This window comes from Methylosinus sporium (genome assembly GCF_003113265.1).
Taxonomy (GTDB): domain Bacteria; phylum Pseudomonadota; class Alphaproteobacteria; order Rhizobiales; family Beijerinckiaceae; genus Methylosinus; species Methylosinus sporium.
The window spans coordinates 61,783-87,424 of record NZ_PUIV01000013.1 but is presented as its reverse complement, the minus strand read 5'-3'; the positions used below and the strand labels follow the sequence as shown (position 1 = coordinate 87,424).

24 protein-coding genes are annotated in these 25,642 nt (G+C 65.4%); 13 read left to right on the top strand and 11 right to left on the bottom strand.

From position 1 onward, the window contains the following. Positions 1-207 precede the first annotated feature (207 nt). From C5689_RS10455 to C5689_RS10445, 3 genes are all read left to right on the top strand, one after another. The gene (locus C5689_RS10455; RefSeq protein ID WP_108917218.1) at positions 208-2,448 is read left to right on the top strand and encodes a multicopper oxidase family protein; all 2,241 of its coding nucleotides are present in this window, start codon (positions 208-210) and stop codon (positions 2,446-2,448) included. Positions 2,449-2,601: 153 nt separating this feature from the next. Continuing rightward, entirely contained in the window at positions 2,602-4,152 is a 1,551-nt protein-coding gene (locus tag C5689_RS10450) for an NAD(P)H-hydrate dehydratase (protein WP_108917217.1), read from the top strand. A 159-nt stretch (positions 4,153-4,311) separates the two neighbouring features. Next, on the top strand, positions 4,312-4,830 hold the full coding sequence (locus C5689_RS10445; RefSeq protein WP_108917216.1) for a DUF1269 domain-containing protein: 519 nt from the start codon (positions 4,312-4,314) through the stop codon (positions 4,828-4,830). 25 nt (positions 4,831-4,855) lie between these two features. On the opposite strand, the gene C5689_RS10440 is transcribed toward C5689_RS10445, so the two are convergent. The 3 genes from C5689_RS10440 to C5689_RS10430 all read right to left on the bottom strand — a co-directional run bounded on the left by C5689_RS10440 (position 4,856) and on the right by C5689_RS10430 (position 8,214). Next, complete coding sequence (locus C5689_RS10440; protein ID WP_108917228.1) at positions 4,856-6,862, bottom strand: DNA/RNA non-specific endonuclease; 2,007 nt, start codon at positions 6,860-6,862, stop codon at positions 4,856-4,858. 86 nt (positions 6,863-6,948) lie between these two features. Further along, positions 6,949-7,725, bottom strand: a complete 777-nt coding sequence (locus C5689_RS10435; RefSeq protein ID WP_108917215.1) for a glycerophosphodiester phosphodiesterase family protein — start codon at positions 7,723-7,725, stop codon at positions 6,949-6,951. 3 nt (positions 7,726-7,728) lie between these two features. Then, a complete protein-coding gene (locus C5689_RS10430) occupies positions 7,729-8,214 on the bottom strand; it encodes a RidA family protein (RefSeq protein WP_108917214.1) in 486 nt (161 codons plus the stop codon). Positions 8,215-8,479: 265 nt separating this feature from the next. On the opposite strand from C5689_RS10430, the gene C5689_RS10425 reads away from it, so the two are divergent. Next, positions 8,480-9,343 carry a cell envelope integrity EipB family protein gene (locus tag C5689_RS10425; RefSeq protein WP_108917213.1) on the top strand — a complete coding sequence of 288 codons (864 nt, stop codon included), beginning with the start codon at positions 8,480-8,482 and terminating at the stop codon, positions 9,341-9,343. 49 nt (positions 9,344-9,392) lie between these two features. Here C5689_RS10425 and C5689_RS10420 read toward each other — a convergent pair whose 3' ends face one another. Both C5689_RS10420 and C5689_RS10415 read right to left on the bottom strand, forming a co-directional pair. Continuing rightward, positions 9,393-9,743, bottom strand: a complete 351-nt coding sequence (locus C5689_RS10420; protein WP_108917212.1) for a hypothetical protein — start codon at positions 9,741-9,743, stop codon at positions 9,393-9,395. 36 nt (positions 9,744-9,779) lie between these two features. Then, positions 9,780-10,727: an aspartate carbamoyltransferase catalytic subunit gene (locus C5689_RS10415; RefSeq protein ID WP_108917211.1), complete on the bottom strand. Its 948-nt coding sequence runs from the start codon at positions 10,725-10,727 to the stop codon at positions 9,780-9,782. A 179-nt stretch (positions 10,728-10,906) separates the two neighbouring features. On the opposite strand from C5689_RS10415, the gene C5689_RS10410 reads away from it, so the two are divergent. After that, entirely contained in the window at positions 10,907-11,398 is a 492-nt protein-coding gene (locus C5689_RS10410; RefSeq protein WP_108917210.1) for an SH3 domain-containing protein, read from the top strand. Positions 11,399-11,522: 124 nt separating this feature from the next. On the opposite strand, the gene C5689_RS10405 is transcribed toward C5689_RS10410, so the two are convergent. Beyond that, positions 11,523-12,359 (bottom strand): class I SAM-dependent methyltransferase, encoded by an 837-nt coding sequence (locus C5689_RS10405; RefSeq protein WP_158271797.1) that lies wholly within the window; start codon positions 12,357-12,359, stop codon positions 11,523-11,525. Positions 12,360-12,727: 368 nt separating this feature from the next. Between C5689_RS10405 and C5689_RS10400 the strand changes: the two genes are divergently transcribed. The 6 genes from C5689_RS10400 (at position 12,728) to nadC (ending at position 19,213) form a co-directional block, all read left to right on the top strand. After that, positions 12,728-13,651: a class I SAM-dependent methyltransferase gene (locus C5689_RS10400; protein WP_108917208.1), complete on the top strand. Its 924-nt coding sequence runs from the start codon at positions 12,728-12,730 to the stop codon at positions 13,649-13,651. Next, the gene (locus C5689_RS10395) at positions 13,648-14,715 is read left to right on the top strand and encodes a glycosyltransferase family 4 protein (RefSeq protein ID WP_108917207.1); all 1,068 of its coding nucleotides are present in this window, start codon (positions 13,648-13,650) and stop codon (positions 14,713-14,715) included. The genes C5689_RS10400 and C5689_RS10395 overlap by 4 nt, the downstream gene beginning before the upstream one ends. A 245-nt stretch (positions 14,716-14,960) precedes the next feature. Further along, positions 14,961-16,052 (top strand): quinolinate synthase NadA, encoded by a 1,092-nt coding sequence (nadA, locus tag C5689_RS10390; protein WP_108917206.1) that lies wholly within the window; start codon positions 14,961-14,963, stop codon positions 16,050-16,052. Positions 16,053-16,103: 51 nt separating this feature from the next. Further along, positions 16,104-16,739, top strand: a complete 636-nt coding sequence (locus C5689_RS10385; RefSeq protein WP_108917205.1) for a DUF4202 domain-containing protein — start codon at positions 16,104-16,106, stop codon at positions 16,737-16,739. Positions 16,740-16,743: 4 nt separating this feature from the next. Next, a complete protein-coding gene (locus C5689_RS10380) occupies positions 16,744-18,270 on the top strand; it encodes an L-aspartate oxidase (protein ID WP_108917204.1) in 1,527 nt (508 codons plus the stop codon). 85 nt (positions 18,271-18,355) lie between these two features. Further along, positions 18,356-19,213, top strand: coding sequence for a carboxylating nicotinate-nucleotide diphosphorylase (nadC, locus tag C5689_RS10375; protein WP_108917203.1), 858 nt, complete (start codon positions 18,356-18,358; stop codon positions 19,211-19,213). A gap of 79 nt (positions 19,214-19,292) precedes the next feature. Here the strand turns inward: nadC and C5689_RS10370 are convergent, their stop codons facing one another. The 3 genes from C5689_RS10370 to C5689_RS10360 form a co-directional block, all read right to left on the bottom strand. After that, positions 19,293-19,874 (bottom strand): beta-class carbonic anhydrase, encoded by a 582-nt coding sequence (locus tag C5689_RS10370; RefSeq protein WP_108917202.1) that lies wholly within the window; start codon positions 19,872-19,874, stop codon positions 19,293-19,295. Positions 19,875-19,984: 110 nt separating this feature from the next. Continuing rightward, positions 19,985-21,631 carry a copper resistance D family protein gene (locus C5689_RS10365; protein ID WP_108917201.1) on the bottom strand — a complete coding sequence of 549 codons (1,647 nt, stop codon included), beginning with the start codon at positions 21,629-21,631 and terminating at the stop codon, positions 19,985-19,987. Positions 21,632-21,634: 3 nt separating this feature from the next. Continuing rightward, the gene (locus C5689_RS10360) at positions 21,635-22,006 is read right to left on the bottom strand and encodes a copper resistance CopC family protein (protein WP_108917200.1); all 372 of its coding nucleotides are present in this window, start codon (positions 22,004-22,006) and stop codon (positions 21,635-21,637) included. 150 nt (positions 22,007-22,156) lie between these two features. On the opposite strand from C5689_RS10360, the gene C5689_RS10355 reads away from it, so the two are divergent. Both C5689_RS10355 and C5689_RS10350 read left to right on the top strand, forming a co-directional pair. Then, entirely contained in the window at positions 22,157-23,083 is a 927-nt protein-coding gene (locus C5689_RS10355) for a glycine--tRNA ligase subunit alpha (RefSeq protein ID WP_108917199.1), read from the top strand. Positions 23,084-23,163: 80 nt separating this feature from the next. Next, positions 23,164-23,577, top strand: coding sequence for a hypothetical protein (locus C5689_RS10350; RefSeq protein ID WP_108917198.1), 414 nt, complete (start codon positions 23,164-23,166; stop codon positions 23,575-23,577). Positions 23,578-23,581: 4 nt separating this feature from the next. Here C5689_RS10350 and C5689_RS10345 read toward each other — a convergent pair whose 3' ends face one another. Continuing rightward, positions 23,582-24,139: a gamma-glutamylcyclotransferase gene (locus C5689_RS10345; protein WP_108917197.1), complete on the bottom strand. Its 558-nt coding sequence runs from the start codon at positions 24,137-24,139 to the stop codon at positions 23,582-23,584. Positions 24,140-24,303: 164 nt separating this feature from the next. After that, positions 24,304-25,593, bottom strand: a complete 1,290-nt coding sequence (locus C5689_RS10340) for a KpsE/RkpR family capsule polysaccharide export protein (protein ID WP_108917196.1) — start codon at positions 25,591-25,593, stop codon at positions 24,304-24,306. Positions 25,594-25,642: the final 49 nt, after the last annotated feature.

Below are 25,642 nucleotides of genomic sequence, written 5' to 3'. Positions count from 1 at the left end.
GGGAGGGCATGGGGAGGAGTTAGCACGCCGGGGGACATGGCGCGAGGGCGGCGCGCGCAAGTCGTGGGCTGGGCGGCGTCATGCGTCCCCGCCGAAATTTCCGCTACAAAGGAGACGATCCGTCACATTGTTCGCCACAATATGGACGATCATTCTACAGTTCGCGGTTTCGCGTTCGTTTACTTTGTCTCTCGAGGATTTTGTTTCATGCTCATGAAATTCGACAATCACCTGCCGCTCGCCGCCCTCGACGTCATCGGCGCCGGCCAGACTGGCGGCTGGGGGAAAATCGCCATTTCGGTCGAGGCGCGCAGCGTCAAATATACCGATTCCGTCGCCGCGCCGGCTTCGCCCAACGCCTGGTGCTATATTCGTCAGGGCTCGCCGCAGGAGCGCGCCGCCAGCCTCGAGAATTATCTCGGCCCCATCGTCAATGTCACGCGCGGGCGCCCGCTCGAGGTGGTCTGGATCAACCGAATCGGCTCCATGCCGGCGGAAAAGCCCGGCGACGCGCGCTCGCTGGCCATGCCGCCGATCGATCCGCCGCCCATGGATCTCGCCGAGGATATAGACCAGTATAAATCGATGAATTATCCGGTCGGCGTCGTCGCGCATCTGCACGGCGCCAAGGCGCGGCCGGATTCGGACGGCTGGCCGCTCAGCCCGGCGAGCTTCGAGGGCAATCCCTATGGAATGCCGGCCTATCGCTCCTATTGCTATCCCAACGACCAGCGCGCGGCCATGCTGTGGTTCCATGATCATGGCATGGACAATACGGCGGTGCAGGTGCACGCCGGCCTCGCGGGCCTTTATTTCGTGCGCGACAATTCGGACGCGGAGCTGTTCCATCTCATCGGCGACGAGACGCAGGAATTGCCGCTCGTCATTCAGGACCGCTGCCTGAACGCCGACGGCGCCGGGGTGAGCTATCTGAAGGGCGTTCCGCTGCAGAAGGACCCGGCGACCGGCAAGCGCTCCTTCATTCGGCCGGAATTTCTCGGCGACACGATTCTCGTCAATGGCCGGCCCTGGCCGCACGCCCATGTCAATCCCAAGATCTATCGCCTGCGCATCCTCAATGGCTCCAACGCGCGCAGCTATGCGCTGACGCTCGCCGATCCCGACGGCAAGATCGGCGGCAAGATCTGGTATGGCGATCTTCTCACCGCCATCGGCAATGACGGCGGCCTGTTCAGCCGCGGCGAGAAGCTCGAGGAGCTCGATTATCTCTTGCTGGCGCCGGGCGAGCGTCTCGACGTGCTGCTCGATCTCACGCAAATCGACAATGACGTCCTCGGCTCTCTTCATCTCGTCAATCTGTCGATCGCGGGCTATGACCCGACGCAGCCGGAGCAGGAGCCGATCTTTCAGAACGACGCCAATTCCGTCTTCGCGCCGGGAACGCCGGAGGCGCTGAAGGCGATCGCCTTCACGCAAAAGAGCGACGGACCGCATGCCGATCTGCCGCTCGCCAATGTGATGGAGTTCCGTATCGTCGACGCCCCGCATACGCATGGGGCCGGGGGCGCCGCTGCGCCGGCGGCGCATCACGCCGCGGCGCAGCCGCCGCTCGATCGCGTCACGCTCGATAAGATTCTGCTGCGCTACGCCGATGACGAGAGCTTCCGCTGGGACGCCAGCACGCCGGGGTTGATCCGCGCCAACACGGATGCGCCCGTGGTGCGCAATCGCTTCGTGCTGCTGATGAACGACACCGCTGGCAAGGCCGATGTCGAGCCGGTCAATCCGATCACCGGCGCGCCGTGGCGCGACACGCAAATGTGGGAGCTGCGGCCCTCCACCGCGCCCGCCGGCGACGCCAGCGCCTTCACATTGCCCTTCGACGCCAAGCTGGCGACGCCTTGGGAGGAGGGCCAGCCCGCGGCGGGAGTCGCCTATCAGGTCTCGCGCGCCTTTTTCTTCGAGCCCGCCGATCCCAATCCGCCCCATGCGGCGCGCCACGCCGATCCGCTGTGGCCGCTCGCCACCGACAATGTCGATCCCGCCGGCTATCCGCCCATCTATCGCTACGCGCATCTCTATCGGCACAATCCGGCGGCCGGCCGCGCCATTATCCGCCCGCGCGAGGGAAGCTATGAGCGCTGGTATGTCGCCAATATCGGCAATGATCAGGCGCATCTCGCCGATGGCGTGCCCGACATGCATCCGTTCCACATGCATCTCGTGAATTTCGTCGTGCTGCGGCGTTTTCGCCTGCGCAAGGACGCCGCCGAGAACTCTGTCTTCGCGCGCATAGAGCGGCGGCTCGATTTCGACGGCGTCGTCCGTCACGATACTGTGCGGATCCAATCCAACGAGCTGGTCGAGCTGCTCGTGCATTTCCCGCGCGGCTATACGGGCGTCTATCCATATCACTGCCATCTGGTGGAGCATGAGGACATGGGCATGATGCTGCATTTCGACGTGCAGCCTCAAGGCGCGCCCTGAGCCTCGATTCGGCGCGGCGTCGATTCGGCGCCGCGCTCTCGATTCGAGACGCCCGGCCGCCTCGCTCGCGCAAACGCGTCAAAAAAGCGCGGGTTTCGGCCGTAGCGGGGAAAAGGCGTTGCGGAGCGGGGCGGTTTCGCCCACCATCGCGCCATGCCGCTCGGACCCTATCCGCCCGAACTTTTGACCACAGCGCAAATGGCGCGCGCCGACCGCCTCACCATAGAGAGCGGCGTCGCCGGCATGGCGCTGATGGAGAAGGCGGCCGCCGCCATAGCCGCGGCCGCCACGGCCTTTCTGGTGAAGACGGCGGGGCGGCGCGTGCTGGTGCTGTGCGGGCCGGGCAATAATGGCGGCGACGGCTATGTCGCCGCGCGCATATTGCGCAGCCAGCGCTTCAAAGTGCGCGTCGCAGCGCTCACGCCGCCGGACACTCTGCACGGCGATGCGCGCTTGGCCGCGACGAGCTGGGACGGCCGCGTCGAGGACGCCGCAACTTGTGATTTCAAAGGCGTCGATCTCGTCATCGACGCTTTGTTCGGCACGGGTCTCGCGCGTGATCTGGACGGGCCGACGGCGGAGCTGATCCTGCGCCTCAACGCTTGGCGCGAGGAGACCAAGCAGAAGATCATCGCCATCGACATTCCGTCCGGCGTCGACGGCACCAGCGGCGCCATTCGCGGCGTCGCCGTGCAGGCCGATTCGACGGTCACTTTCTTCCGTCTGAAATGCGGGCATCTGCTGTTGCCGGGTCGGCTGCGCTGCGGGACGATCTCCTGCGCCCATATCGGCATAAGGTCGAATGTGCTGGAGAAGATCCAGCCGCAGACCTTCGTCAACGAGCCCGCCGCCTGGCGCGACGCTCTTCGCCTTCCGAGCGTCGAGGGCCACAAATATGCGCGCGGCCATGCAGTGGTGATCTCGGGCGGCGCCTCGCATACGGGCGCGGCGCGGCTCTCGGCGCTGGCGGCGCTGCGCGGCGGCGCCGGCCTCGTCACTCTGGCGACGCCGCAGGAGGCCTTCGCCGTCAACGCGCCGGCGCTGACCGCGGTGATGCTGCGCGTCGCCGACGGGCCTGCCGGGCTTTCCGCTCTGCTCGAGGACAAGCGCAAGAATGTCGTCGCTCTGGGGCCGGGCCTCGGCGTCGGCGAGGCGAGCTGCGCTCTGGTCGAGACCGCGCTCGCGCCCTCGCCGGAGCGCCGCGCCGTGGTGCTCGACGCCGATGCCCTGACCAGCTTCGCGCTCGCGCCGGATCGTCTGCGCGAGGCGATTCGCGCTGCGCCGGGTCCGGTCGTGCTGACGCCGCACGGCGGCGAGTTCGCGCGGCTCTTTCACGGCCAGCGCTGGGAGCGCACGATCAGCGGCGCGCCCATTTCCAAGCTCGAGCGCACGCGCGACGCCGCCCGCGATATCGGCGCCATCGTGATTTTCAAAGGGCCGGACACTGTGGTCGCCGCGCCGGACGGGCGCGCCTCAATATTGGCGGAGGCTTCGCCTTGGCTCGCCACCGCCGGCTCCGGCGACGTTCTCACCGGCATTGTCGCAGGCCTGCTGGCGCAAGGGATGGAGCCTTTCGCCGCCGCCTCCTGCGCCGTGTGGATGCACGCCGCCGCGGCGGATGATTTCGGCGCCGGCCTCATCGCCGACGACATCATCGATCGTCTGCCTGCGGCATGGCGACGCCTGGTTTCGATTCAGCCCTAGCTCCCTACATAGAGAGAAGCGGAAACGATGCGCGCATTCGCGCGTTTCGCCGATCGAGGCGGAGCGCGTCGAGGTCGCCTCGCATTCGCGCGGTCGTCGCAACGACACGTTCACGCGCTTCAATGAGAATGCGCGCCTTCCGACAAGAGGAGAGCTTTCATGTCCGATCTCGTCGTCATCGTCTATCCGACCGAGGCCAAGGCCGAGGAAATCCGGCAGAAACTGTTCGATCTGCAGAAAGAATATGTGATCGAGATCAGCGATGCGGTCATCGCGGTGAAGGAGCCGAGCGGCCATGTGAAGCTCAACCAGCTCATCAACACCACCGCGGCCGGCGCCGTCAGCGGCACCTTCTGGGGCGCGTTGATCGGGCTCATCTTCCTCAATCCGCTGCTCGGCGCGGCGATCGGCGCGGGCGCGGGCGCGCTCAGCGGCGCGCTCACCGATTACGGCATCAACGACGCCTTCATGAAGCAGCTCTCGGAGACGCTTCAGCCCGGCAACGCCGCGCTCTTCGTGCTGATCCGCAAGCTGACGACCGACAAGCTGCTCGATGCGGTGAAGGGCACCGGCGGCATAGTGCTCAAGACCTCGCTCGACCACAATAAGGAACAAGCGCTGCGCGACGCGCTCGCCGCGCATGTCTCGACCGCGATTCCCGCTCCGTCGACGCCTTGATTGCGCCGAAGCATCCGAGACGCCGTCAGCGTCTCGGATGCTGCACATCGGCCAGCGTGCGTAGCCGTCGTCCGGCGCCGGGGCCGGTGAAGACGTCGGCGCTTCTCACTGCGTCGGGGAAGCGCAGTCCCGTCTCCGTTTCGATTTTCGTCACCGGAACCTGAAAATTCTGGCCGGGCTCCGAGCTGTTCGGGCCCACCGGCAGCTGCTCGAAGGGAATGTTCAGAGCATAGTCCTGCTGGCTGACCATATAGGCGCTCGAGTAGAGCGCGCCCCTGCGGTCGGCGACGACGACGACTTTCCAGAAGAATTGCGGGATCAGCACGCCGCGATGCTCTTCGTCGTCGGATCGGAACAGGGGGCCGGTGAAGACGCTGGCGCGGACATCTTCCTCGTCGGTGTTGTAGAGAATGAAATTCTCGAGACCCTGCCAGAGGTCGGCGCCTTGATTGAAGCCCCAATATTGGGGCGAACAGTTGGTCCAGTGGAAGGTGTCGTCGTTCGCCTGCTTGGCTTCGCGGATCGCGCCCCATACCGGGTCCAGCCGGCGCACCAGATGGCCGCGGTCGAAGTAGTTCTTCCCCGGCACGGGCTCGTTGCCATAGAGCTCGTCGCCGTTCTGCAATTCCTCGGGCAGGCGCGGGTCATAGTACCAGGCGTCGGCGCCGCGATCGAGATTGACCCATTTGGCGCCGTCTATGTTGACGGCGGTGAAGAAGGCCAGCTTACGCTTGGGATCGCCGTTGAAGACCACCGAAAAGTGCAGATAGCGCAGCACGTCGTCCGACGCGCCGGCGATCTTGGCCGGACTGCCGAAGCGCAGCGCATTGGGGCCGAGCGTCGGCAAGGGCGCGGCCACGGGGAGGAAATTCGGATCATAGCCTTTTCGGCCGTCGAAATAATTGGCCGGATGCGTGCGCCGCTTCGGAGCGCGCGCCGCTTCCAGCGCGGCCGATTGCGCGACGAGGATCGCCGGGGCGCCGATGATCGGCGGGCCGACGATGCTCTGCAACGGCTGCGCGCCCGGAAAGGACACGGCGCCGGAAGCGTCGGCGAGCAGATCGCCGATCAGCGCGGAGCGCGGCGTCGCGGAGGATTTGACCTGCTGCTCGAGGTCGGCGAGCAGCTTGGACACGCGCACGCCCTCATTGGCGATCCATTTGATCTTCTCGCCCTCGAGCCGCCGCGCCGTCGTCGCCGGGGCGGTCGATCCGTCGGTGAGCGTCCAATGCTCGACGCCATTGACGATCAGGCGCTCCGGCACGCCGGCGTGATGGAGGCAGACGACCTGCCAGGCGTCCGTGCACACGGGCGCGCCGGAGGAGCCGGGCGCGGTGTCCGACGAATACCAGAGGAAATCGTCCTTCGAAGAGTCTCTCTCGTCGCCATATTTGACGATCTTGTTCTCTCGCAGCGAAATGCGCTTCGTGCGCGCGTCTGGATGCTGGATGATCGTGACGTAATTGCCCGTATCGATCTTGCCGGTGCGCGCGTCGAGACGCAGATAGCCGAAGTCGGCGAGCGCCGCGCCATCCTCGCTTCGCTCGGCGACGGCGACGATGGTATAGTCGAGACGATTTCTCGGACTGGTGACGAAGCCGTCCTGCGGCGACAGGGCGAAACGGGTGCTGCGGCGCAGCCGGCCCGAGCCGTCGAGCTCATAGCCGAATTCGATCGTCGCGCGCAGCGCGTCCTCGGGCGTAGGCAATACGTGATTATTGGTCAGCAGCAGGCGCGGGCCGATCAGAAAGCCCGTTCCCCATTCGCTCCCATTGCCGACGAGGGCCGGGGCGTTGATGCGGCAGACCGCGCGCGCCGCCATGAGGCCGCGTTCGAGATAATTGATCTCGACGAGATCATTCGCGCCGATCAGCGCTTCATAGGCGTCGAAATCGACGCCTGCGCCGGCGCGCACGCGATGCACGATCTGGTCGACCACACGGGCGGGATCCGGCGTCGGATGCGGGGCGGCCTGTCCAGATCGGATCTGGTCGCGCAATTCGGCGTCGTCGAACTTCGATTCGATAATCATTTCGAGCTCCAAATAAATTTAACGATCGATATTAGCGCGAGCTCGACGATAGATTTATGACGGAAGACGGCGTCGGACGGGGCCGCTCAGGGCGCAAAGCCTTCGAAGACGATCTGATCGGCGAAGGCGAGCGCCGTCTTCGCCTGTTCCGCGCTACGCACGGTCCATGTCGTCATCGGAATGCCGAGGTCCTCGCGGCAGCGGCGCGGAATCTCATGCGGCAGATCATGGACATTCCACGATAGAAAATCCGGCCGCGTGCGTTCGACATGGGAGAATTGCGTGAGCTCCTCCCGCTGCGCGGCGGAGAGAAAGCGCCAATCCTCGCCCTCATAGGACGCTTGCGCGACGACGCCGAGCGGCGCGCCCGCTATGCCCAGCGCGCCGAAATGCGCGCGCAGCTCCGCGATCGGCGCCGGATCGAAGCTCTCGATCGCCACGACGCCGCGATAATGCGCGACGATTTCCGCGACATTGCGGGCGAGTGCGAGATCGCCGTCGAAACGGCTCTTGATCTCGATGAACAGCGGAACGTTTCCGCCGATCGTCGCGAGAAAATCACGGAGCGTCGGAACGCCTTCTCGCGTTCCGCGCAGGGTGAGGCGGGCGATCTCGAAATGATTCAGCGCGTCGAGACGGCCCGTCGCGTCGGTGAGACGCTCCAGTGTCTCGTCGTGGAAGACGACGACCTCGCCGTCGGCGCTTGCCTGCACGTCGCATTCTATGGCGTAGCCGGCGCAGACGGCGGCGCGCGCCGCCGACAGCGAGTTCTCGACTATGCCTTTGGAGCGATCGTGCAGACCTCTATGCGCGATTTTATGCTCGGTGAGCCAGTGATAGGGAACGCCGCCGCCGCGCGTCATCGCCTACTCCACGATTTCGAAGGTTCCATCCACTTCCACCGCCGCGTCGAGCGGAAGCTGCGCGACGCCGACGGCGAAGCGCGCATGGCGTCCATTCTCGCCGAGCACGGCGGCGACGAGATCGGAGGCGCCGTTCAGCACTTGCGGGATCTGGCCGTAATCGCCGGCGCTGTTGATGAAGCCGCCGAGCCGCAAGACGCGCAGCTTGGCGAGATCGCCGCCTGCCGCGACGGAGGCCTGCGCCAGCAGATTGAGGGCGCAGATCCGCGCCGCCGCCTGGCCGGCTTCGAGCGCGACGGAGGCGCCGAGCTTGCCCTTATGCGCAGGATCGATCGCGCCGCCGGGCCCGACCGGCAATTGTCCGGAGACGAAGACGAGATTGCCGGAGCGCGTCCAGGGAACATAATTGGCGACGGGCGCCGCCGGGGTGGGGAGGGCGAGCCCTAGAGCCTCGAGCTTTTCGAGCGGCGTCTTCGCTGTGTCGGACATTACGCTTTCCTTTCGTCGATCTTCGAGCGATCTCGCGTTTTCGTCCCCGACCGTAATTTGGCCAAGGTCGGGAGGCAATGCGTCGAGCGAGACTTCGCCTCGACATCTCGTTCGTCCGAGATAGACTGGTCGAGCGAGCGCAGCGCGCAGCGACGACAGCCGGAGCGAAGCGAGGCGGCTCCCCCCTGTCGAAGGTCGACGCGAAGCGCCGGGAGACGCCGGACCCGTAACCAAACCGAGCTCGACAGAGGGAGAAAGACCCCACATGGCTCCAAAAACGATCATCGGCGCGACGCTCGCCTGCGCCTCCTTTCTCGCGCTCGCGGCTCATGCGGCGCAGACCGACACGACCGCGACGATCGCGGCCGTCGCCGCTCAGCCACAGCTCGCGCCGCATCGCGCCGTCTATGATCTGACGCTGGCGCAGGCGACGGGCAGCAAGGCTCCGACCTCGGCGCGAGGCCGCATCGCCTTCGATTTCACCGGCTCCTCCTGCGAAGGCTGGGTGCAGAATTTCCGCCAGATCACCGAATTGCAGCCCGCGGAAGGTCCGCCGCGCCTCTCCGACATGCGCTCCGCCACTTTCGAGGCGGGCGACGGCAAGGATTTCCGTTTCCGCATCGAGACCAAGCTGGACAATGTCCAGGCCGAGGACATAGACGGCAAGGCCAAGAAGAAGATCGGAACGCCGCTCTCGGTCGATCTCGCCCGGCCCAAGCAGTCGACGGTCTCGCTGGACGGCGGCGCTCTCTTCCCGACCGAGCATTTGCGCCATATCCTCGCCGCGGCGGTCGCGGAGGAGCGCATTCTCGAGGCCAAGGTTTTCGACGGCTCCGGCGACGGCGAGAAAGTCTTCGACACGATGAGCGTGATCGGCAAGCCGAGCAATGGCGCCGTCACCGAAAAGGCCGCGCAGATCAAGGAGCTGGAAGGGCTCAAGCGCTGGCCGGTGTCGATCTCCTATTTCGAGCCGGGCAAACGCGACGAGCAGCCGGTCTATGTTCTGTCCTTCGACCTCTACGAGAACGGCATCTCGCGCGCGCTGAAGCTCGACTATGGCGATTTCGCGCTCACCGGCGAGATGACCGAGCTCTCGCTGCTGCCGAGCGCAGCCAACTGCAAGATGTGACGCGGCCGCTCTCCCTCTTCCCGCCGGGGAGAGGGAGAGCGAGGCGTTTTCAGCGGATAGGGGGCTTTTGCGGAGCGGCCTTGCCGCGGCGCTCCATATGACGCCGGCCGACGCGCCCCGTCCAATAAGCGACGAAGACGATGAAGACATAGATCAGCAGCATCCAGGGCCAGCGCTCGCTGGCGCTTTCGGCCTTATCGGAGAATTTGATCCAGCCTTCGAAGAGATATTCGACGCCGAAACCGAAGATAAAGGTGAGGATCAGCACGCTTTTCCACCAGGAGAGGCGAAAAAAGCCGGCGGTGAGCGCGACCATCGCGGCGGCGATGCCGACGCCATTGACGAATTGCTGCAAGAGCCCTTCGGAAAACAATGTGATCAGGCGAACGACAAAGACCATCCGGCGCCCCTCTGCGATCTGCGAAATCGGCTCATACTACACATTCGGTAGGTGCTGCGCGAGCGCCTCCAGCACCGCCATGCGCACGGCGACGCCCATTTCCACCTGATCCCTTATGAGCGAGCGGGCGCCGTCGGCCACGCTCGAGTCGATCTCGACGCCGCGATTCATCGGGCCGGGATGCATAACCAGAGCGTCGGGCGCGGCATAGGCGAGCTTCTCCTCGTCGAGGCCGAAGAAATGGAAATATTCGCGGCTGCTCGGCACAAAGGCGCCGTTCATGCGCTCGCGCTGCAGCCGCAGCATCATCACTATGTCCGCGCCGGCGAGGCCGGAGCGCATATCATGGAAGACCTCGACGCCGAGGCGCGACAGAGAATCGGGCGCGAGCGTCGAGGGGCCGACCGCGCGCAGCCGCGCGCCCAGCGCGCTCAGGAGAATAATATTGGAGCGGGCGACGCGCGAATGCAGCACATCGCCGCAGATCGCGACCGTGAGCCCTTCGATGCGGCCCTTGTGGCGGCGGATCGTCAGCGCGTCCAGCAGCGCCTGCGTCGGATGCTCATGGGCGCCGTCGCCGGCGTTCACCACCGCGCAATCCACCTTGCGCGCCAGCAGATGAACCGCGCCGGCGCGGGCGTGGCGCACGACCAGAATATCCGGCCGCATGGCGTTGAGCGTCATCGCCGTGTCGAGCAGCGTCTCGCCCTTCTTCTCCGACGAATTGGCGACCGACATGTTCATGACGTCGGCGCCGAGCCTTTTGCCGGCGATCTCGAAAGAGGCCTGCGTGCGGGTCGAGGATTCGTAGAAGAGATTGACCTGGGTGCGGCCGCGCAGCGTGGCGCGCTTCTTCTCCACCTGGCGGGAGACCTCGATCGCCTCCTCGGCCATGTCGAGCAGAGTGACGATGTCGATGCGCGACAGCCCCTCTATGCCGAGAAGATGGCGATGCGGAAAGACGGGATGCGGTTTTTGCGGCATGGCCGTCGTCTATAGCAGTTTCTCGCGCGCTGGCCAGCCTCGCGCCCTCATGGTTGAGAAATCCTGGACAGGATCGCTCGAAAGCGACGGCGGAACCAAAGAGGATGAAAAAGAGTTCAAGAATTGCCCGAGATGGAGCGTTTCTTTCCCGCAATTCTTCGCGAAACAGGAGATCGTCAATGCAACTTCGGCTCGGCTCGCCGCTCCTCACGGCGGCTTTCTCGCTCTGCGCCGCCACGGCCATGGCGGCTCCCCGCGTCGCCACGGATTTCTCCAATATGCGCTCCGGCCCCGGCGCGCGCTGGCCGGTCATCGCGCAAATCCCGGCCGGCGCCAAAATCCGGCTCGACAATTGCGGGCCGGGCTGGAAACACGACTGGTGCCAGATCCGTTACAAGGGCAAGCGCGGCTTCGTCGCCGCCAACACGCTGGAGCCGACGATGAAGAATGTCATCGTCGCCCCGCTCGTCACCCGCGACGCGACCGCCGTTCGCTCGGGCCCCGGCGAGAGCTGGAAGGTGGTCGCCAAAATTCCTGCGGGCCGAAAGGTCGTCTCCTCAGGCTGCCAGAAGGGATGGATGACCAACTGGTGCAAGGTCGCCTATGAGGGCAAGTCCGGCTATGTCGACCGCAATTATCTGAAGCGAAAGGGCGCCGTCTTCGCCCGCTAGCGCGTTTCCAGCCGAAGTGGACGCCGGTTCGGCCTTCTGTGCTTCGATGAAACGCAGAAAGATTTTCGTCCGCTCCCGCCGAGAGCCCGAGACCGCGGCCCGTCACGCCGCTGGGCGCGCGGTCTCACATTCGAGCTTTCTCGATCTCGACGACGAGACAGGCTTGCCGCCGCAGCCCCTTGGCCAGAAGATGCAAGGGCCAGGAGAGGAGCGCGATCGCCTTCTCCTTCGCGCTGCGAAGCAGGCGCCCGGCAAGATCTGGCGCTTCCGACGGAGCGCCGCCATAGGCCGGCTCCGCCGCCGTGTCGGACCCGGAGCGCCGCAGCTCGCGCAGACAGTCGCGGACGGCGACCATGAACGTCGTCAACACCTCGCTCTCATACTCGGTCGTCCGCCATCTGCAATTGGCGTCGGACGGCGCAATGAAGCGAAGGGCCGAAGGCGTGATCATGCTCACATGATCGACCGGCTTGAACATCGGCCAGAAGCGGCCGCTGATTCGGCTCGCGAGACTCGCGGCGTTGGGGGTGATCATCAGCAGAACGCCGCCCGGCCGAAGAACGCGCAGGACGTCGGAGACAAACGCCCGCTGGTCGTAAATATGCTCGATCACATGGCTGAGCATCACCAGATCGAAACCCGCGTCCTGACAATCGGCCGAATTGAATGGCGCGACGCGAATGTCGAGACCGAGTGAGCGGCCGATGCGAGAGTGCGGCTCGCTGGGGTCGACGCCGATCGCCTCCCACCCCAATTCCTTCGCGGCCAGCAGATATCCGCCCGCTCCGCAACCGATGTCGAGCATACGAATTTTTTCACAATTCGGCGGCGCATGGCGCCTGAGGACCGCGATCTTTTCCTCCACGCCGAGAGTGCGCCGAGCCGATCGCAGATCGGCGGATTCGATCCATGAGCCGAGATCATAGGAAGGAGCCAGCGCGAGATATTGCTCGGCCGTCATATCCGCCGTGACCGAATGGCACTCGTCGCATTTCCAATAGCGTCTGCCCTGCCGATGAAACGCGAATCTCGCTTTGGCGGAACCGCAAACTCTGCAATGAGCCATGGATCGACGCGCGCCTCCCGCGAAAGGGCGATGCGCGCTCCCTGGTTGAATCGCTCGTCGCATCCGCCCGGTCGGCGCTTCTCGCGGAGCAATTGGTTGACGAATGACGAAACGATAGCGGTTCGTCGCCGCAGCGACCAGTCCCGTCGCTCACCTAGGCGCCGCGATGCGCGAGAGGGCAATGGGTCTTTTTCCGCATGGGAGATTCGCGCATTGCGGCCGATAGCGTGGCGAATTAACCATGGAAAGGAGCTTTCTCCGCCATGGAGAAGCTCGAGTGCTCCTTTCGCGAACGCCGCTTCTTAGGATTGGGGGATCCGATGGTCTATGCCGAGAAGCGCATCGACGCTCTCGCCGCGCCCGACGTCCAGCAGGGAAACAAGAAATGGTGGACGTCCAACACGATGAGCTACGACTGGAAGGACCAGGTGCGGCTGGAAAAATTCAGCCGGCAATGGTTCGACGAGATCGATCGGCGATTTCTCGCCGGAGCGAGACTTTTTTCGGCGCAAGAGAATCCATTCTATGAATTGATGGAAACGTCCTCGCTCGAGGGCAAGCGCGTCCTCGAGATCGGCTGCGGCATGGGCTTTCATGCGGAATTGCTTTCGAGGGCAGGGGCGGTTTTAACGACGGTGGACATTTCGCCCACTTCGGTCGAGGCGACGCGCGCGAGATTCGCCGTGAAAGGGCTCAACGCCGACATCTTCGAGATGGACGCGGAAGCGCTCGCTTTTCCCGACGATAGTTTCGATCTCGTATGGTCGTGGGGCGTCATCCATCACTCGTCCAGAACGGGGCGCATCGTTCGAGAAATCGAGCGCGTATTGAAGCCGGGCGGCAGCGTCAAGCTGATGGTCTATAATCTCGGCGGCATGTCGGCCTATCTGACGATGATGATGCGCTACAGCTTGAAATTCTGGTCTGGATCATCCGTCGACGAAGAGCTCTGGCGGTCGAGCGACGGATTCACCGCCCGCTTCTATTCCAAGGATTTGCTCGCCGATCTGCTCTATACCTTCTTCGAGCATGTCGACATCGAGACCTTCGGACAGGAGGCCGACGCCATTCCGCTGCCGAGACAGCTGCGGCCGATAGCGCGATTGTTCATCTCGAACGCGAAGCAGCGCGAGCTGGCGCGCCAGCGCGGCGCCTTGCTGTTCGCCGCAGCGCGGAAGCGGTCGTGAGAGGCCGCGCGCCGTCGATTCTCCTCTGTTCGCAATTTCTCGACGAAGGACGCGGCGGCATTTGCGAAGTCGCGCGATTGACGATGCAGGCGCTTTGCGGAAGGCATGACGTCTCCGCGCTGGCCTGCATGGAAAAGGCGGATTTTCGCATCGGCGCGACGCCTGTCCGCGGCTTTCGTGGAAGTCGCGCGCGTTTTGTTTTCGACCTCGCGATGCAGGCGCGGCGCGCGACGCACATATTCTATGATTTCGCGGGAACGGCGCGCGCTCGGCAATTCGTGAGATTGCCCGCCCGTCCATATGCGGTATGGGCGCATGGATGGGAGGTCTGGGGCGAGCCGAGGCGCGATTACGAAGAGGCTATAGCGCGGGCCGATATCGTGCTCGTGAACAGCGTCTACACGATGGAGCGGGCGTATCGGATGCTCGACCGCTCGAAAGCGGTGCGATTGTGCCGGCTCGCGACCACGAGCGACGAAAGGCCGGATTTCGTGGGGCCGTCCGAGGGGAGGCCGACCGTCCTTCTGCTCGGGCGCATGGATAATCTGCTGGCCAAAGGACATGACATTCTGATCTCGATTTGGCCGAAGGTCGCCGCAGCCGTTCCCGGCGCCCGGCTCGTTTTCGCCGGCGGAGGAGAAGCCGCGGAGCGCGTGCGCGCGCTGGCGCGAGCGTCTCGAGCGGCGCGATCGATCGAAATCATCGATTTTGTGCCGGCCGACAAGATCGACGAGCTATGGCGTTCCGCGACGATTTTCGCGATGCCCGGATTCGCCGAGGGCTTCGGGCTCGTCTACATCGAGGCGATGCGGCGCGGGCTTCCCGTCATCGCCTCGCGTGAGGACGCTGGGCAGGAAATCAACATAGACGGCGAGACAGGTTTCAATATTTCGCGAGATTCGCCGAGCGAGATCGCCGACGCTCTCATCGAGCTGCTGCGTGATCCCGACCTCGCGCAGCAGTTCGGCATGGCTGGCTACGCCAGATGGCGCGATCATTTCCGCTTCGCGCATTTCGAACGGCGCTTCGAAGAGGCGACAGCCGATTTCCTGGCCGCGTCTTAGACGAGAGCGTCGCCAACCGCGCGGCGGATTCGGGAGTCTCGACGCGGGGGCTCTTGTTTCTGGGCGCGCATTGGGCATATACTCATTACGAGCATATATCGGCGATGGGACGGATCGGCCAAGGGTTGCCGAAACGTCACATCGCTTCTAAGCTGAAAACCATTCTCTGTCGGGGAGCCCCCGGTGGAGTTTTTGATTGGTTCTCTTATGCTCCAATTGAGCATAAGTGAGTTCGGAGGAAGCCAATGGGCATCCCGTTCCAGACAGGCGACAAAGAGCGAGCGCGCGCTCATGCTTTGGGCGCGCTCGAGGGCGCGGCGCAGCGCTTTCCCGTGCTGCCCATGCCCAATCTCGCCTGGAACAGAGAGGTCGAGGCCGCGACCGCCCATCTCTATGAGCGCGTCGCCAAGGTCATGCCGGCGATCGAATGGGCCTATCATGCGCCCTATGTGAAGGCGATCAACGAGCTGAAGCGGGAACGCAACGCCGTCATCCTCGCCCACAACTACCAGACGCCGGAAATCTATCATTGCGTCGCCGATTTCGTCGGCGACAGCCTGCAGCTCGCCAAGCTCGCGGCCACCTCCGACGCCGAGATCATCGTGCAGGGCGGCGTGCATTTCATGGCCGAGACCTCGAAGATTCTGAGCCCCGAGAAAGTCGTGCTGACGCCCGATCTCGAGGCCGGCTGCTCGCTCGCCGCCTCCATCACCGCCGCCGACGTGCGCGCGCTGCGCGCCGAATATCCGGGCGTGCCGATCGTCGCCTATGTCAACACTTCCGCCGATGTGAAGGCGGAGGTCGATATTTGCTGCACTTCTTCCAACGCGCTGAAAGTTGTGGAGAGCCTCGGCTCCGATCGCGTCATCATGCTGCCGGATCGCTATCTCGCCGAGAATGTCGCCGCGCAGACCAAGGTGAAGATCATCGCCTGGCGCGGCGCCTGCGAGGTGCATGAACGCTTCACCGTCGAAGAGCTCGAGAGCTATCGCGCCGATCATCCGGGCGTGAAGATCATCGCCCATCCCGAATGTCCGCGCGAGGTGGTGGAGATATCCGATTTCGCCGGCTCGACGGCGGCGATGATCGATTATGTGCGCGCCAAAAAGCCGGCGCGCGTGCTGCTCGTGACCGAATGCTCCATGGCCGACAATGTCGCGGCGGAGACGACCGGAACCGAGTTCATCCGCCCCTGCAATTTCTGCCCGCATATGAAGCGCATCACTCTGCCGAAGATTCTCGACGCGCTGGTGCATATTCGCGAAGAGGTGACGGTCGATCCGCTGATCGCCGCGCGCGCGCGCGTCTCCGTGCAGCGGATGATCGATCTGGGTTGACGGACTCCCTTCTCCCGCGGGCGGGAGAAGGATTTTTCAGGGAGCGCGGCCATGACGGCGCGATACGAGGCTCTGATCGCAGCGATCGACGCCGCCAATGCCGACGATCCGCGCAGAGTGACGACCGACGGCGCCGAGCGCGCTTTCGAGATCGTCTATGCCGAGCGCATGACGGCGCGCCTTGCCGCGCTCTATCCCGAGGCTTCGGAGTTGCTGCAAATCGCGACCCGCGCGCAGCATCTGCGCCGCTGGGACATTCCGCGCGAGAATTTCCCGCTCGGCCGCCATGGCTACAACGACTGGCGCAAGGAGTGCCGCGCCCATCACGCCCGCCTCGCCGGCGAGCTCATGAGCGCGCAGGGCTATGCGGAAGACGAGATCGACCACGTCGGCGCGATCATCCGCAAGGAGAAGCTGAAGAAGGATCGCGACTCCCAGGCGCTGGAGAATGTCGCGGCGATCGTCTTCCTCGAGCATTATTTCGACGACTTTCACGAGAAATACAAAGATTACGACGATGAGAAGATCGTCGACATCCTCGGCAAGACGCTCTGTAAAATGTCGCCCAAGGGCCATGGCGCCGCTCTCGCCCTGCCTTTGCCGGAGCGCACGCGCGCGCTGGTCGCTGCGGCCATCGCCAAGGAGAGCGAGGCGCTCGCCAAGCTCGCAGCCGTAGCGATCGATTAACGCCATGCCTGCGCCCATCCTCATCGTCGGCGGCGGCCTCGCGGGCTTGTTCTGCGCATTGAAGCTGGCGCCGCGCCGCGTCGTCGTGCTGACGCCGGGCTCGATCGATGAAGGGGCCGCCTCCTTCTGGGCGCAGGGCGGCGTCGCCGCGGCCGTGCTCGACACGGATTCGCCGGAGCGTCACGCCGAGGACACGCTGAAGGCCGGCGCAGGAATCGTCGACGCCCGTGTGGCGCTGGGCATGGCGCGCGAAGCCCGCGCGCGTATCGAAGATCTTCTCTCCTATGGCGTGCCCTTCGATCGCGCCGGCGGCAAATTCACGCCCTCGCGCGAGGCCGCGCATTCGGAGCGCCGCGTCGTGCGCGTGAAGGGCGACACGGCCGGTCGCGCCATAATGGAGACGCTCGTCGCCGCCGTTCGCGCGACGCCCTCGATCGAATTGTTGGAAGGCTTTTCCGCGCAAGAATTGCTGACCCGTGACGGCGGCGTCATCGGCCTGCGCGCGCGCGGCCGCGATGGGCTGCTGCGCGATTTTCTCTCGCACGCGACAGTGCTGGCCACGGGTGGAATCGGACATCTCTATCGCGTCACCACCAATCCGAAAGAGGCGCGCGGCCTCGGCCTCGCAATGGCGGCGCGCGCCGGCGCGATCATCGCCGATGCGGAGTTCGTGCAGTTTCATCCGACCGCGATCGACATAGGCGTCGATCCGGCGCCGCTGGCGACGGAATCGCTGCGCGGCGAAGGCGCGATCATCGTCGATCGCTTTGGCCATCGCTTCATGGCCGATATCGATCCGGGCGCCGAACTCGCGCCGCGCGATATCGTCGCGCGCGGCGTCTTCGCCTCCGTCGCCGCAGGGCGGGGCGCTTTTCTCGACTCGCGCGCCGCCGTCGGCGCGGAGTTCCCGACGCGCTTTCCGACCGTCTATGCGAGCTGCATGGCTGGCGGCGTCGATCCCGTGACGGAACCGATTCCGATCGCGCCCGCCGCGCATTATCACATGGGCGGCGTCGCCACCGACGCGCAGGGGCGAACCGCGCTCGCCGGCCTATGGGCGGCGGGGGAAGTGGCTTCGACCGGCGTGCATGGCGCCAATCGCCTCGCCTCCAATTCCCTGCTCGAGGCGGTGGTGTTCGCGGCGCGCATCGCCGCTCATATTCCCGCGACGCAGGAAGAAGCCGCGGTTGCGGTTCCGCCCTCCGCGCGCGATGAAGCGGCCGCCCCGCGACAAGACCTCGTCGATGAGCTGCGCCATGTGATGGCGCGCGACGTCGGCGTCATTCGCGATCGCGCAGGGCTCACGCGCGCGGCAGCGGCGATCTTGCGCATAGAGGCGGCGACGACAAACGTCGAATTGCGCAATATGGCGCTGACCGCGCTGCTGGCGACGAGCGCGGCGCTGGCGCGGCGCGAGAGCCGCGGCGCGCATTTCCGGTCGGATTTTCCGCGCGCCGAGGACGCGCTCGCGGATCGTTCCTATATGACCGAGGCGCAAGCGCGCGCCATCGCCGCGGAGGCGCTGAAATGATCGGGTCTCAGCGCCGTCGATGCGAGCCTGAAGGCGCGCGCTCTGGACCGCGAGCCTTCAGGCTCGCTTCTATGGGGACGCCGCGATGACAGCTCCCTGGACCCTTCCCGCCCCTCATGTCGAAGATGTCGTGCGCGCCGCTCTCGCCGAGGATTTCGGCCGCGCCGGCGACATCACCACTCAGGCGACGATTCCAGAGACCGCCAACGCCCGCGCCGTCATCGCCGCGCGCGGAGCGGGCGTCGTCGCGGGCCTCGCCGTGGCCTCGACGGCCTTTCGCCTCGTCGATCCTTCCGTGATGTTCACGCCCGCGACGCAAGATGGCGCGCATATCGGCGAAAGCGGGATCATCGCGCGGATCGAAGGGCCGGCGCGCGCCATTCTCTCGGCCGAGCGCGTCGCCTTGAATTTCCTCGGCCGGCTCTGCGGAATCGCCACGCTCACGGCGCGCTACGCCGAGAAAATCGTGCATACGAAAGCGAAGGTCTGCGACACGCGCAAGACGACGCCGCTGCTGCGCGCATTCGAAAAATATGCGGTGCGCTGCGGCGGCGGCGCCAATCACCGCTTCGGCCTCGACGATGCGATTCTCATCAAGGACAATCACATCGCCGTCGCCGGCGGCGTCGGCCCCGCTCTGCGCGCGGCCAAGGCCTTCGCCGGCCATATTGTGAAGATCGAGATAGAGGTGGATACGCTCGCGCAATTGCGCGAAGTCCTCGCCGAAGGCGCCGACATCGTGCTGCTCGACAATATGCCGCCGGATGTTTTGCGCGCCGCGGTGGCGCTGATCGGCGACAAAATGCGTGTAGAAGCCTCCGGCGGCGTTACGCTGGAGACGATCGCGACAATAGCCGAGACGGGCGTCGATCTCATTTCCGTCGGCGCGCTCACCCATTCGGCGCGCACGCTCGACCTCGGCCTCGATATCGAGATCGGCTGATCTTTCGGCGATAGCTTTCCGGCCGACCGCTGCGCGCGATGCGCGCGCGAAGCGGCCGATCGTCATGCGTTTCGTCTCGTCAGGCGGCGGCGCGGCCGGCCTCGGTCGCCTTGGGGACGTCGATCAGCTTCCCGCTCTTCACATCATAGATGAAGCCGTAGATGGGAATATTCTTCGGCGTCAGCGGATGCTCGCGGACGCGCTTCACATCCTGGTAGACGCTCTCCTCCTGCGACTCGATGGTGAGCCATTTCACGAAATGGCCCGCCGTGCAGCCGCCGCCATGCTGCGGATTGGACCAGGCCGTTCCATCGAAGGCCGCCGTCGCCAAGCTGTCGTCGAGCAGATCGGCCATCACCTCGTCGCAGAACAGCTCCATGCCGCAATCGGAATGGTGGATCACGAACCATTCGAGCGTGCCGAGCAGCTTGTGCGAAATGATCAGCGAGCGGATCGCATCGTCGGAAGCGCGCCCGCCGGCGTTGCGGATCACATGCGCGTCGCCTTCCGAAAGGCCGGCGTATTTGGCCGGGTCGAGGCGCGCGTCCATGCAGGTCAGTATCGCGAAACGCCGCGCCGGCGGCAGAGCGAGTTGCGCCTTGTCTCCGAAATCGGCGGCATATTTGTCGTTCGCCGCCAAGACTTCCGCGAGAATCGTCATATGTTCCTCCCATTGGGCTCTTCGCCGTCGGGATTTCTAAGGCGCGGGCTAGAAGCGTCTGAAATGCAGAATTTTCATAAGCGCATGAACGCTATGCATGAGCGATGCGATCACGCCTCCCGATAGGCGAGCAGCATCAGCCCCGCAAAAGTGAAGGCGATCGGCCAGACGATTCCGGCGATGCGCGCGCCCGGGCCGTCGAGGCGAATCTCCAGCCAGCGGGCGGAGGAGGCGAGGAGGCCGACCAGCGCCAGCGGCGTATGTGTGACCTCGATCAGAAATTCCTCGCGGATATTCGAGAGACCGTGCGAATGGGCCAGCAGCAGCGCGCCGCCGACGCCGGTGATGAGCGGGAAGGCGAGGGGCGCCCATTGCGCCTTCACTCGCTGCGTCCGCACCCGCCATTCGAAGATTCCAAAGCCGATGATGAGCGCGAGGAAAATGCGATGCTGCGCGATCTCGGGGTCGCGCAGGCTCTCGATGAGGCCGAGCTGGCCGAGCGGCCAGACGGCTTCGTCCGCGCGCAAAAAGAGGAAGCCGGCGAGGCCGAGCATCAGCATGGGCCAGTGGCGCGCGACAGGCGACAGGCGCCGCCAATGCTCCAGCAGCGCCAGCAGCCCCATGGCCGCGACGAACAGGCCGGCGATGTGGTGATTATATTCCGACCAGGCGATGTCCTCGGCGTTGCGCTGCGCCGTTATGGAGGCCGTGACGGCGTCGCTCGCCTCCGCGGGCGCGACATCGTCGGCGCGCGCGGTCTGGATCGGCGGCAGCGAAACGGAAAGGGTGGAATGGTCCGGGCTGTCGAGCCGCGGCGGCCATTGCGGCGTCAGCCGCTCGACGATCTCGGCGAGGCTCACCCGGTCGCGCGCGAGATCGACGGCCGGCGGCAGCGAGGAGAGCGATGCGGCGGCGAAAACGATCGTCCAGCCGATTCCGATCTCCACTTCCGCGAAACGGCGCAGCCGCGCGAAGGCGCGCGGATCGGTCGGCTGGCGGCGGACGGCGAAGAAATTGAGCGCGCCGAGCGACAGCAGGCCGGTGAAGAGAATGGCCTTGGCGCCGACCATGACGCCATAGGCGGCGCCATAGAAATTTTCGACCGCGCCGATATAGACGGCCGACATTGCGACGCCGCCGGCGGCGATCATCGTCACGGCGACGATGGAGAGATGCGAGAAGCGCAGGCCGATGGCGCGCTGCGCCGCGCCCTCCGGAGCGCGGGCGAGCGCCATGAGAAAATAGGGAATGCCGCCGATCCACAGAGCGACGCCGGTCAGATGCGCGAGTTCCGCGGCGACGAGGCCGGGCGGATTGTCGAGCCGGCTTACCGCATGAGTGGCGCCGAGCCGCGCGCAAACGAGCGCGGCGGCAAAGATGGCGAGGGGCAGGGGCGCAATCGCCGGCCCGCGAATGGCGAAAGCGAGCGCGAGGGCGGGCGCGGCCGCGAGGGCGTCGGACTTCACCGCATCGGCGGTCAGCGCATCGGCGAATGAGAGTTCCAGCGCGCCGACCAGCATTGTGGCGAGCGTGGCGGCGTCGAGGGCGACGAGGAGAGCGAGCGCGATCGCGCTCCAGAAGACGATGGCGCGGGTGCGCGCGGCGATCGGCTCCGCCGCCGCGCCGAGCCGCGGAGCCAGCGGGCGGCCGACGAGCAGAAGAAATGCGACGCCGCCGACGGCGAGCGACAGCGCTCCTGAAATGGAGCCGCGCAATATGACGCTCAGAAAGCCGTAGATTTCGATGAATTGCTGCATGGCTCAACGGCCGACGCGAAAGGAGACGTCGCCGCGGGTGATGTGCCCGTCGACGCTCAGCACCTGCCAATGCAGCCGATAGGCTCCCGGGCGCAAGTCGCGGAGCGCGGCGCGCATTTCGTCCGCGGCCTCCGCCTCCAGCAGCGGAAGCACGGCCCCGTGCATGTCCGGCGTGATCAAGAGCAGCCGCGAGCGGCGCGCATCGATGCGGCAGTTGAAGCGCAGCGCCACCTCTAGATCGGGGCCGGAGATGGTCTGCGCCTCCCGCGGCGTCGATTCCGAGAGGACGGCGTGCGCCTGCGCAGGCCTCGCCCCTTCGATCCAAATTGCCGTCGCCGCCCCGCCGATCGCCAAGACGATGTCTCGCCCCCTCATTCCAGCCCCTGCACTCCTTCATGTTCGCCGGCGGCGGGACAATAGCGTGGGACGTCGGGGGGCGCGCGGCTTTTTTGCGGGCGCCTCGCCGCGTTGACCGGCGCGCGCGCGGCGACTAGCCTGCCGGCCGCAGCATGAGGATCGATGCAAATGACCGCGCCAGACCGACTTTCTCCCACCCGCTCGTTCCAGGGGCTCATTCTGACCCTGCAAAATTTCTGGGCGGCGCAGGGCTGCGTCATTTTGCAGCCCTACGATATGGAGATGGGCGCGGGCACGTTTCACCCCGCCACCACGCTGCGGGCGCTCGGCCCCAAGCCTTGGAAGGCCGCCTATGTGCAGCCGAGCCGGCGTCCCAAGGACGGGCGCTATGGCGAGAACCCCAATCGGCTCCAGCACTTCTATCAATATCAGGTGATTTTGAAGCCCTCGCCGCCGGATTTGCAATCGCTCTATCTCGCCTCGCTGGAGGCGATCGGCGTCGACACCAGGCTGCACGACATTCGCTTCGTCGAGGATGATTGGGAGAGCCCCACTCTCGGCGCCTGGGGGTTGGGCTGGGAATGCTGGTGCGATGGCATGGAAATCTCGCAATTCACCTATTTTCAGCAGGTGGCGGGCTTCGATTGCGCGCCCGTCGCCGGCGAGCTGACCTATGGGCTCGAGCGGCTCGCCTGCTATCTGCAGGGCGTCGATTCGATCATGGAGCTCAATTTCAACGGCGGCGAAGAGGACAAGGTCACTTATGCCGATGTGTTCCTGCAGGCCGAGCAGGAATATTCGCGGCATAATTTCGAGGCCGCCGACACGGAGAAGCTGTTCTCCGATTTCCGCGCCGCCGAGTCCGAATGCCGCAAGCTGCTCGCCTTCGGCGACAGAGGCGAGGGCGAGCGCCATCTGATGGCGCTGCCGGCCTATGACCAATGCATAAAGGCCAGCCACGCCTTCAATCTTCTGGATGCGCGCGGCGTGATCTCCGTCACCGAGCGGCAGAGCTATATTCTGCGCGTGCGCGAATTGGCGCGCGCCTGCGGCGCCGCCTGGCTGCGCACCGAGGGAGGCTCCGCAGCGGCGTAGATCGCGCGCGCTTGGAGAGTTTGACAAAAGTTCTTTTTATGTTCTAATTTTGTTCCAGTTCTTGATTAGGTGAGGTCGTCATGTTCGTCGTCGATTTCGTCGTCGATCGGGTCGAGCGCCGAGAGGCGAAGCCGGGGAGGGCGGAGGCGTCGCCCATTCGCGGGCGGGGATTGGCCGCGCTGCATTCGACGCCGCTGCGCGAGCGCTTCTATTCCTGGCGCGCCGGCCGCGACGAAAGCTATGTGTGCACGATATTTTCGGCCGAGGAGGAGGCGCTGGTGGCGGGATTCGCGCGCGCCGTCGTCATCGGGGTCGCGCGGGAGGGGGCGGAACGCCGGCCGGTCTGCGTGCTCGTCAGCGAGGATTTCGACACGAAGAGCGGTCGGCTCGCGCGCGTCGCCGCGGGCGCGCTCGGCGTGAACGAATGGCATGTGCGCTTTTGCGCGCTGCCGGGAGAGGTCGCGCGCCACCTCGCGCGCGCCTTGCTGAACTGAGGCGTCAGGCGGTCTCGGCGAGCGGCGCCTCGCGCGCGGCGAGCCGGCGCACGATTTCGGCGAGGGACGGATCGTGAATGTCGAGCTGCTGGAGATGCGCGTGCGTGTTGCGGACGTAGGAGGGATTGTCGCCCGAGGCGCCGACGCCGCCTTCGACGAGCCGGGTCATCTCGTCGATCGACAGGCGTCCGGCATATTGCTCATGGGCGCGGTCGACGATGAAAGCGAGCGCGCGGGCCGAGCCGCCCTCGGCGAAGCGTAGCCCCACATTGCGCTCGACATAGACCGAGGTCACCAATTCGCGGGCGCGAAGATAGGCGATCGTCTCCTCGCGCGCCGCGCCGCGGACGCGAAAGGCGACGCCGAGACAGGAGCCGCCATAGTCGAGGCCGAGCACGAGGCCGGGACGCTCTCGCGTTCCGCGATGGACATGGGAGAAGACGCAGAGCGAGCGGTGATAGCCATGCACCCAGGCGAGGCCGCTCTCGAGAAATTCGAAACCCGGCCGCCACATCAGCGAACCATAGCCGAAGACCCAGAAATCGCCGTCCATCGTCGCCATCGATCGCCGACCTCTCCTTTCGTGCGTCGAGAGCGTTTCCGGCCGCAGCGGACGCTGGTTCGGCGTCGAAAACGCGTCGAAGCGAGGGGCGAGATTCCTGCGAATCCGCCGCCGGGTAAAGCCTTTTGTGGCGCTGGCCGCCGCGGCGTCGCCGGGCCTTCCGCTCAGAGCCGGTGGTCCTCGATCGTCGCGAGAAGCAGGACGAAAATGCTCCACACGACGGCGAAGGCGAGAAAGATCAGCACCGGATAGGTCACCCGGTGCGGATAGCGCGCGATCTCCGGCTCCGCGGGCGGGACGAAGACGGTGAGATAGATGCTCTGCCGGTTGGCGCGCAACAGCGCGCGGTCGTGATCGGCCTTGGAGAGCGCGTAGAAGCGTTCGGCGAGCGCCTTGCGAACTTCGAGCTCCTCGAATTTCGCCAGAATCCCGGACATTGTAGAGCTCGACGGGCTCTTCCCGTCGCTGGAGGTCAGGCGCCCCTTCAGCTCCTTGATCTGCTTTTCGGCCGATTCGAGCTGCTCGCGCAGGACGCGCACCGTCGGCGCGTCCGCCGACAATTCATGGCCGGCGACGAACAGCTCGCCTTCGAGCTTGATCTTCTGCGCGACCAGCGGCGCCAGCAGCGCGACGATCTCGCCGCCTGTCAGGCTCGGATCGATCACGCCGAACTCGTCGCGGAACTTGTGCAGATCGGCCAGCGCCGCCTGAACCGATTCGAAAGCGCGGCGCACATCCTTTTCCGCCATTGCGGTGGCGTCCCGCCGCGCGCGTTCGGAGATGCGATTGACCAGCGATTCACTCGCCGCGACGATCGCCGAAGCGAGCGCGAGCGCGTCGCCCTTGCGGAAGGCGCGGACCTTGACGGTGACGAGGCTGGAATTGGCGTCGACCGTGGTCTCGACCATGGATTGCCAATAGTCGGTCAGCGCGTCGATCGTGGCGTCGCGGCGCAGGCGCGCCCAGAAATCGGCTTCCGGCCGGCGATAGATCGCGCGCAGATCGAGCTTGGACGACACATCCGTGACGATCGCCCTGCTGCGGATATAGCTCGTCACGATATAGGCGTTCTGGCCGGAGGGGGTGAAGGTGAAGGCGGCCGATTCCCCCTTGGGCGTCGCCATCGCCTCCATTTCTATGGCGCGCACCGCAAAACGGGTCTCGACCATGAATTGTTCGGCGGCGAAAAAGGCGAAGTAGACCGCCCCCGCGAAGGAAGGGACGATCACGAAGGCGATGAAGCTCAGCCAGAGCGGCGGAATGCGCGTGCGGCTCTCCAGCGCGCGATTGGCCTCGGTCGCGATCCGCTCGACACGGCCCGCGAGCTGACGCGCGGCCTCTGGCGCATTGGCGAGCGGCCGCAGCCATGCGGCCGGAACCAGCGAGCGCGAGGATCTCTCCTCGGCGCGCAGGCGAAGGCGGTCCTCCTCGAGCGGCGGCTTGGTTTCGATCATCGGCGCTGGCCGGGAATTCGCGGCGAAGGCGGTCCGCAGAGGCGCGCCG

Bases quoted from the DNA above. Each gene is read 5' to 3' on its own strand.
- C5689_RS10455 (WP_108917218.1), top strand. From the start codon at position 208: ATGCTCATGAAATTCGACAATCACCTGCCGCTCGCCGCCCTCGACGTC.
- C5689_RS10450 (WP_108917217.1), top strand. From the start codon at position 2,602: ATGCCGCTCGGACCCTATCCGCCCGAACTTTTGACCACAGCGCAAATG.
- C5689_RS10445 (WP_108917216.1), top strand. From the start codon at position 4,312: ATGTCCGATCTCGTCGTCATCGTCTATCCGACCGAGGCCAAGGCCGAG.
- C5689_RS10440 (WP_108917228.1), bottom strand. From the start codon at position 6,862: ATGATTATCGAATCGAAGTTCGACGACGCCGAATTGCGCGACCAGATC.
- C5689_RS10435 (WP_108917215.1), bottom strand. From the start codon at position 7,725: ATGACGCGCGGCGGCGGCGTTCCCTATCACTGGCTCACCGAGCATAAA.
- C5689_RS10430 (WP_108917214.1), bottom strand. From the start codon at position 8,214: ATGTCCGACACAGCGAAGACGCCGCTCGAAAAGCTCGAGGCTCTAGGG.
- C5689_RS10425 (WP_108917213.1), top strand. From the start codon at position 8,480: ATGGCTCCAAAAACGATCATCGGCGCGACGCTCGCCTGCGCCTCCTTT.
- C5689_RS10420 (WP_108917212.1), bottom strand. From the start codon at position 9,743: ATGGTCTTTGTCGTTCGCCTGATCACATTGTTTTCCGAAGGGCTCTTG.
- C5689_RS10415 (WP_108917211.1), bottom strand. From the start codon at position 10,727: ATGCCGCAAAAACCGCATCCCGTCTTTCCGCATCGCCATCTTCTCGGC.
- C5689_RS10410 (WP_108917210.1), top strand. From the start codon at position 10,907: ATGCAACTTCGGCTCGGCTCGCCGCTCCTCACGGCGGCTTTCTCGCTC.
- C5689_RS10405 (WP_158271797.1), bottom strand. From the start codon at position 12,359: ATGACGGCCGAGCAATATCTCGCGCTGGCTCCTTCCTATGATCTCGGC.
- C5689_RS10400 (WP_108917208.1), top strand. From the start codon at position 12,728: ATGGAGAAGCTCGAGTGCTCCTTTCGCGAACGCCGCTTCTTAGGATTG.
- nadA (WP_108917206.1), top strand. From the start codon at position 14,961: ATGGGCATCCCGTTCCAGACAGGCGACAAAGAGCGAGCGCGCGCTCAT.
- C5689_RS10385 (WP_108917205.1), top strand. From the start codon at position 16,104: ATGACGGCGCGATACGAGGCTCTGATCGCAGCGATCGACGCCGCCAAT.
- C5689_RS10380 (WP_108917204.1), top strand. From the start codon at position 16,744: ATGCCTGCGCCCATCCTCATCGTCGGCGGCGGCCTCGCGGGCTTGTTC.
- nadC (WP_108917203.1), top strand. From the start codon at position 18,356: ATGACAGCTCCCTGGACCCTTCCCGCCCCTCATGTCGAAGATGTCGTG.
- C5689_RS10370 (WP_108917202.1), bottom strand. From the start codon at position 19,874: ATGACGATTCTCGCGGAAGTCTTGGCGGCGAACGACAAATATGCCGCC.
- C5689_RS10365 (WP_108917201.1), bottom strand. From the start codon at position 21,631: ATGCAGCAATTCATCGAAATCTACGGCTTTCTGAGCGTCATATTGCGC.
- C5689_RS10360 (WP_108917200.1), bottom strand. From the start codon at position 22,006: ATGAGGGGGCGAGACATCGTCTTGGCGATCGGCGGGGCGGCGACGGCA.
- C5689_RS10355 (WP_108917199.1), top strand. From the start codon at position 22,157: ATGACCGCGCCAGACCGACTTTCTCCCACCCGCTCGTTCCAGGGGCTC.
- C5689_RS10350 (WP_108917198.1), top strand. From the start codon at position 23,164: ATGTTCGTCGTCGATTTCGTCGTCGATCGGGTCGAGCGCCGAGAGGCG.
- C5689_RS10345 (WP_108917197.1), bottom strand. From the start codon at position 24,139: ATGGCGACGATGGACGGCGATTTCTGGGTCTTCGGCTATGGTTCGCTG.
- C5689_RS10340 (WP_108917196.1), bottom strand. From the start codon at position 25,593: ATGATCGAAACCAAGCCGCCGCTCGAGGAGGACCGCCTTCGCCTGCGC.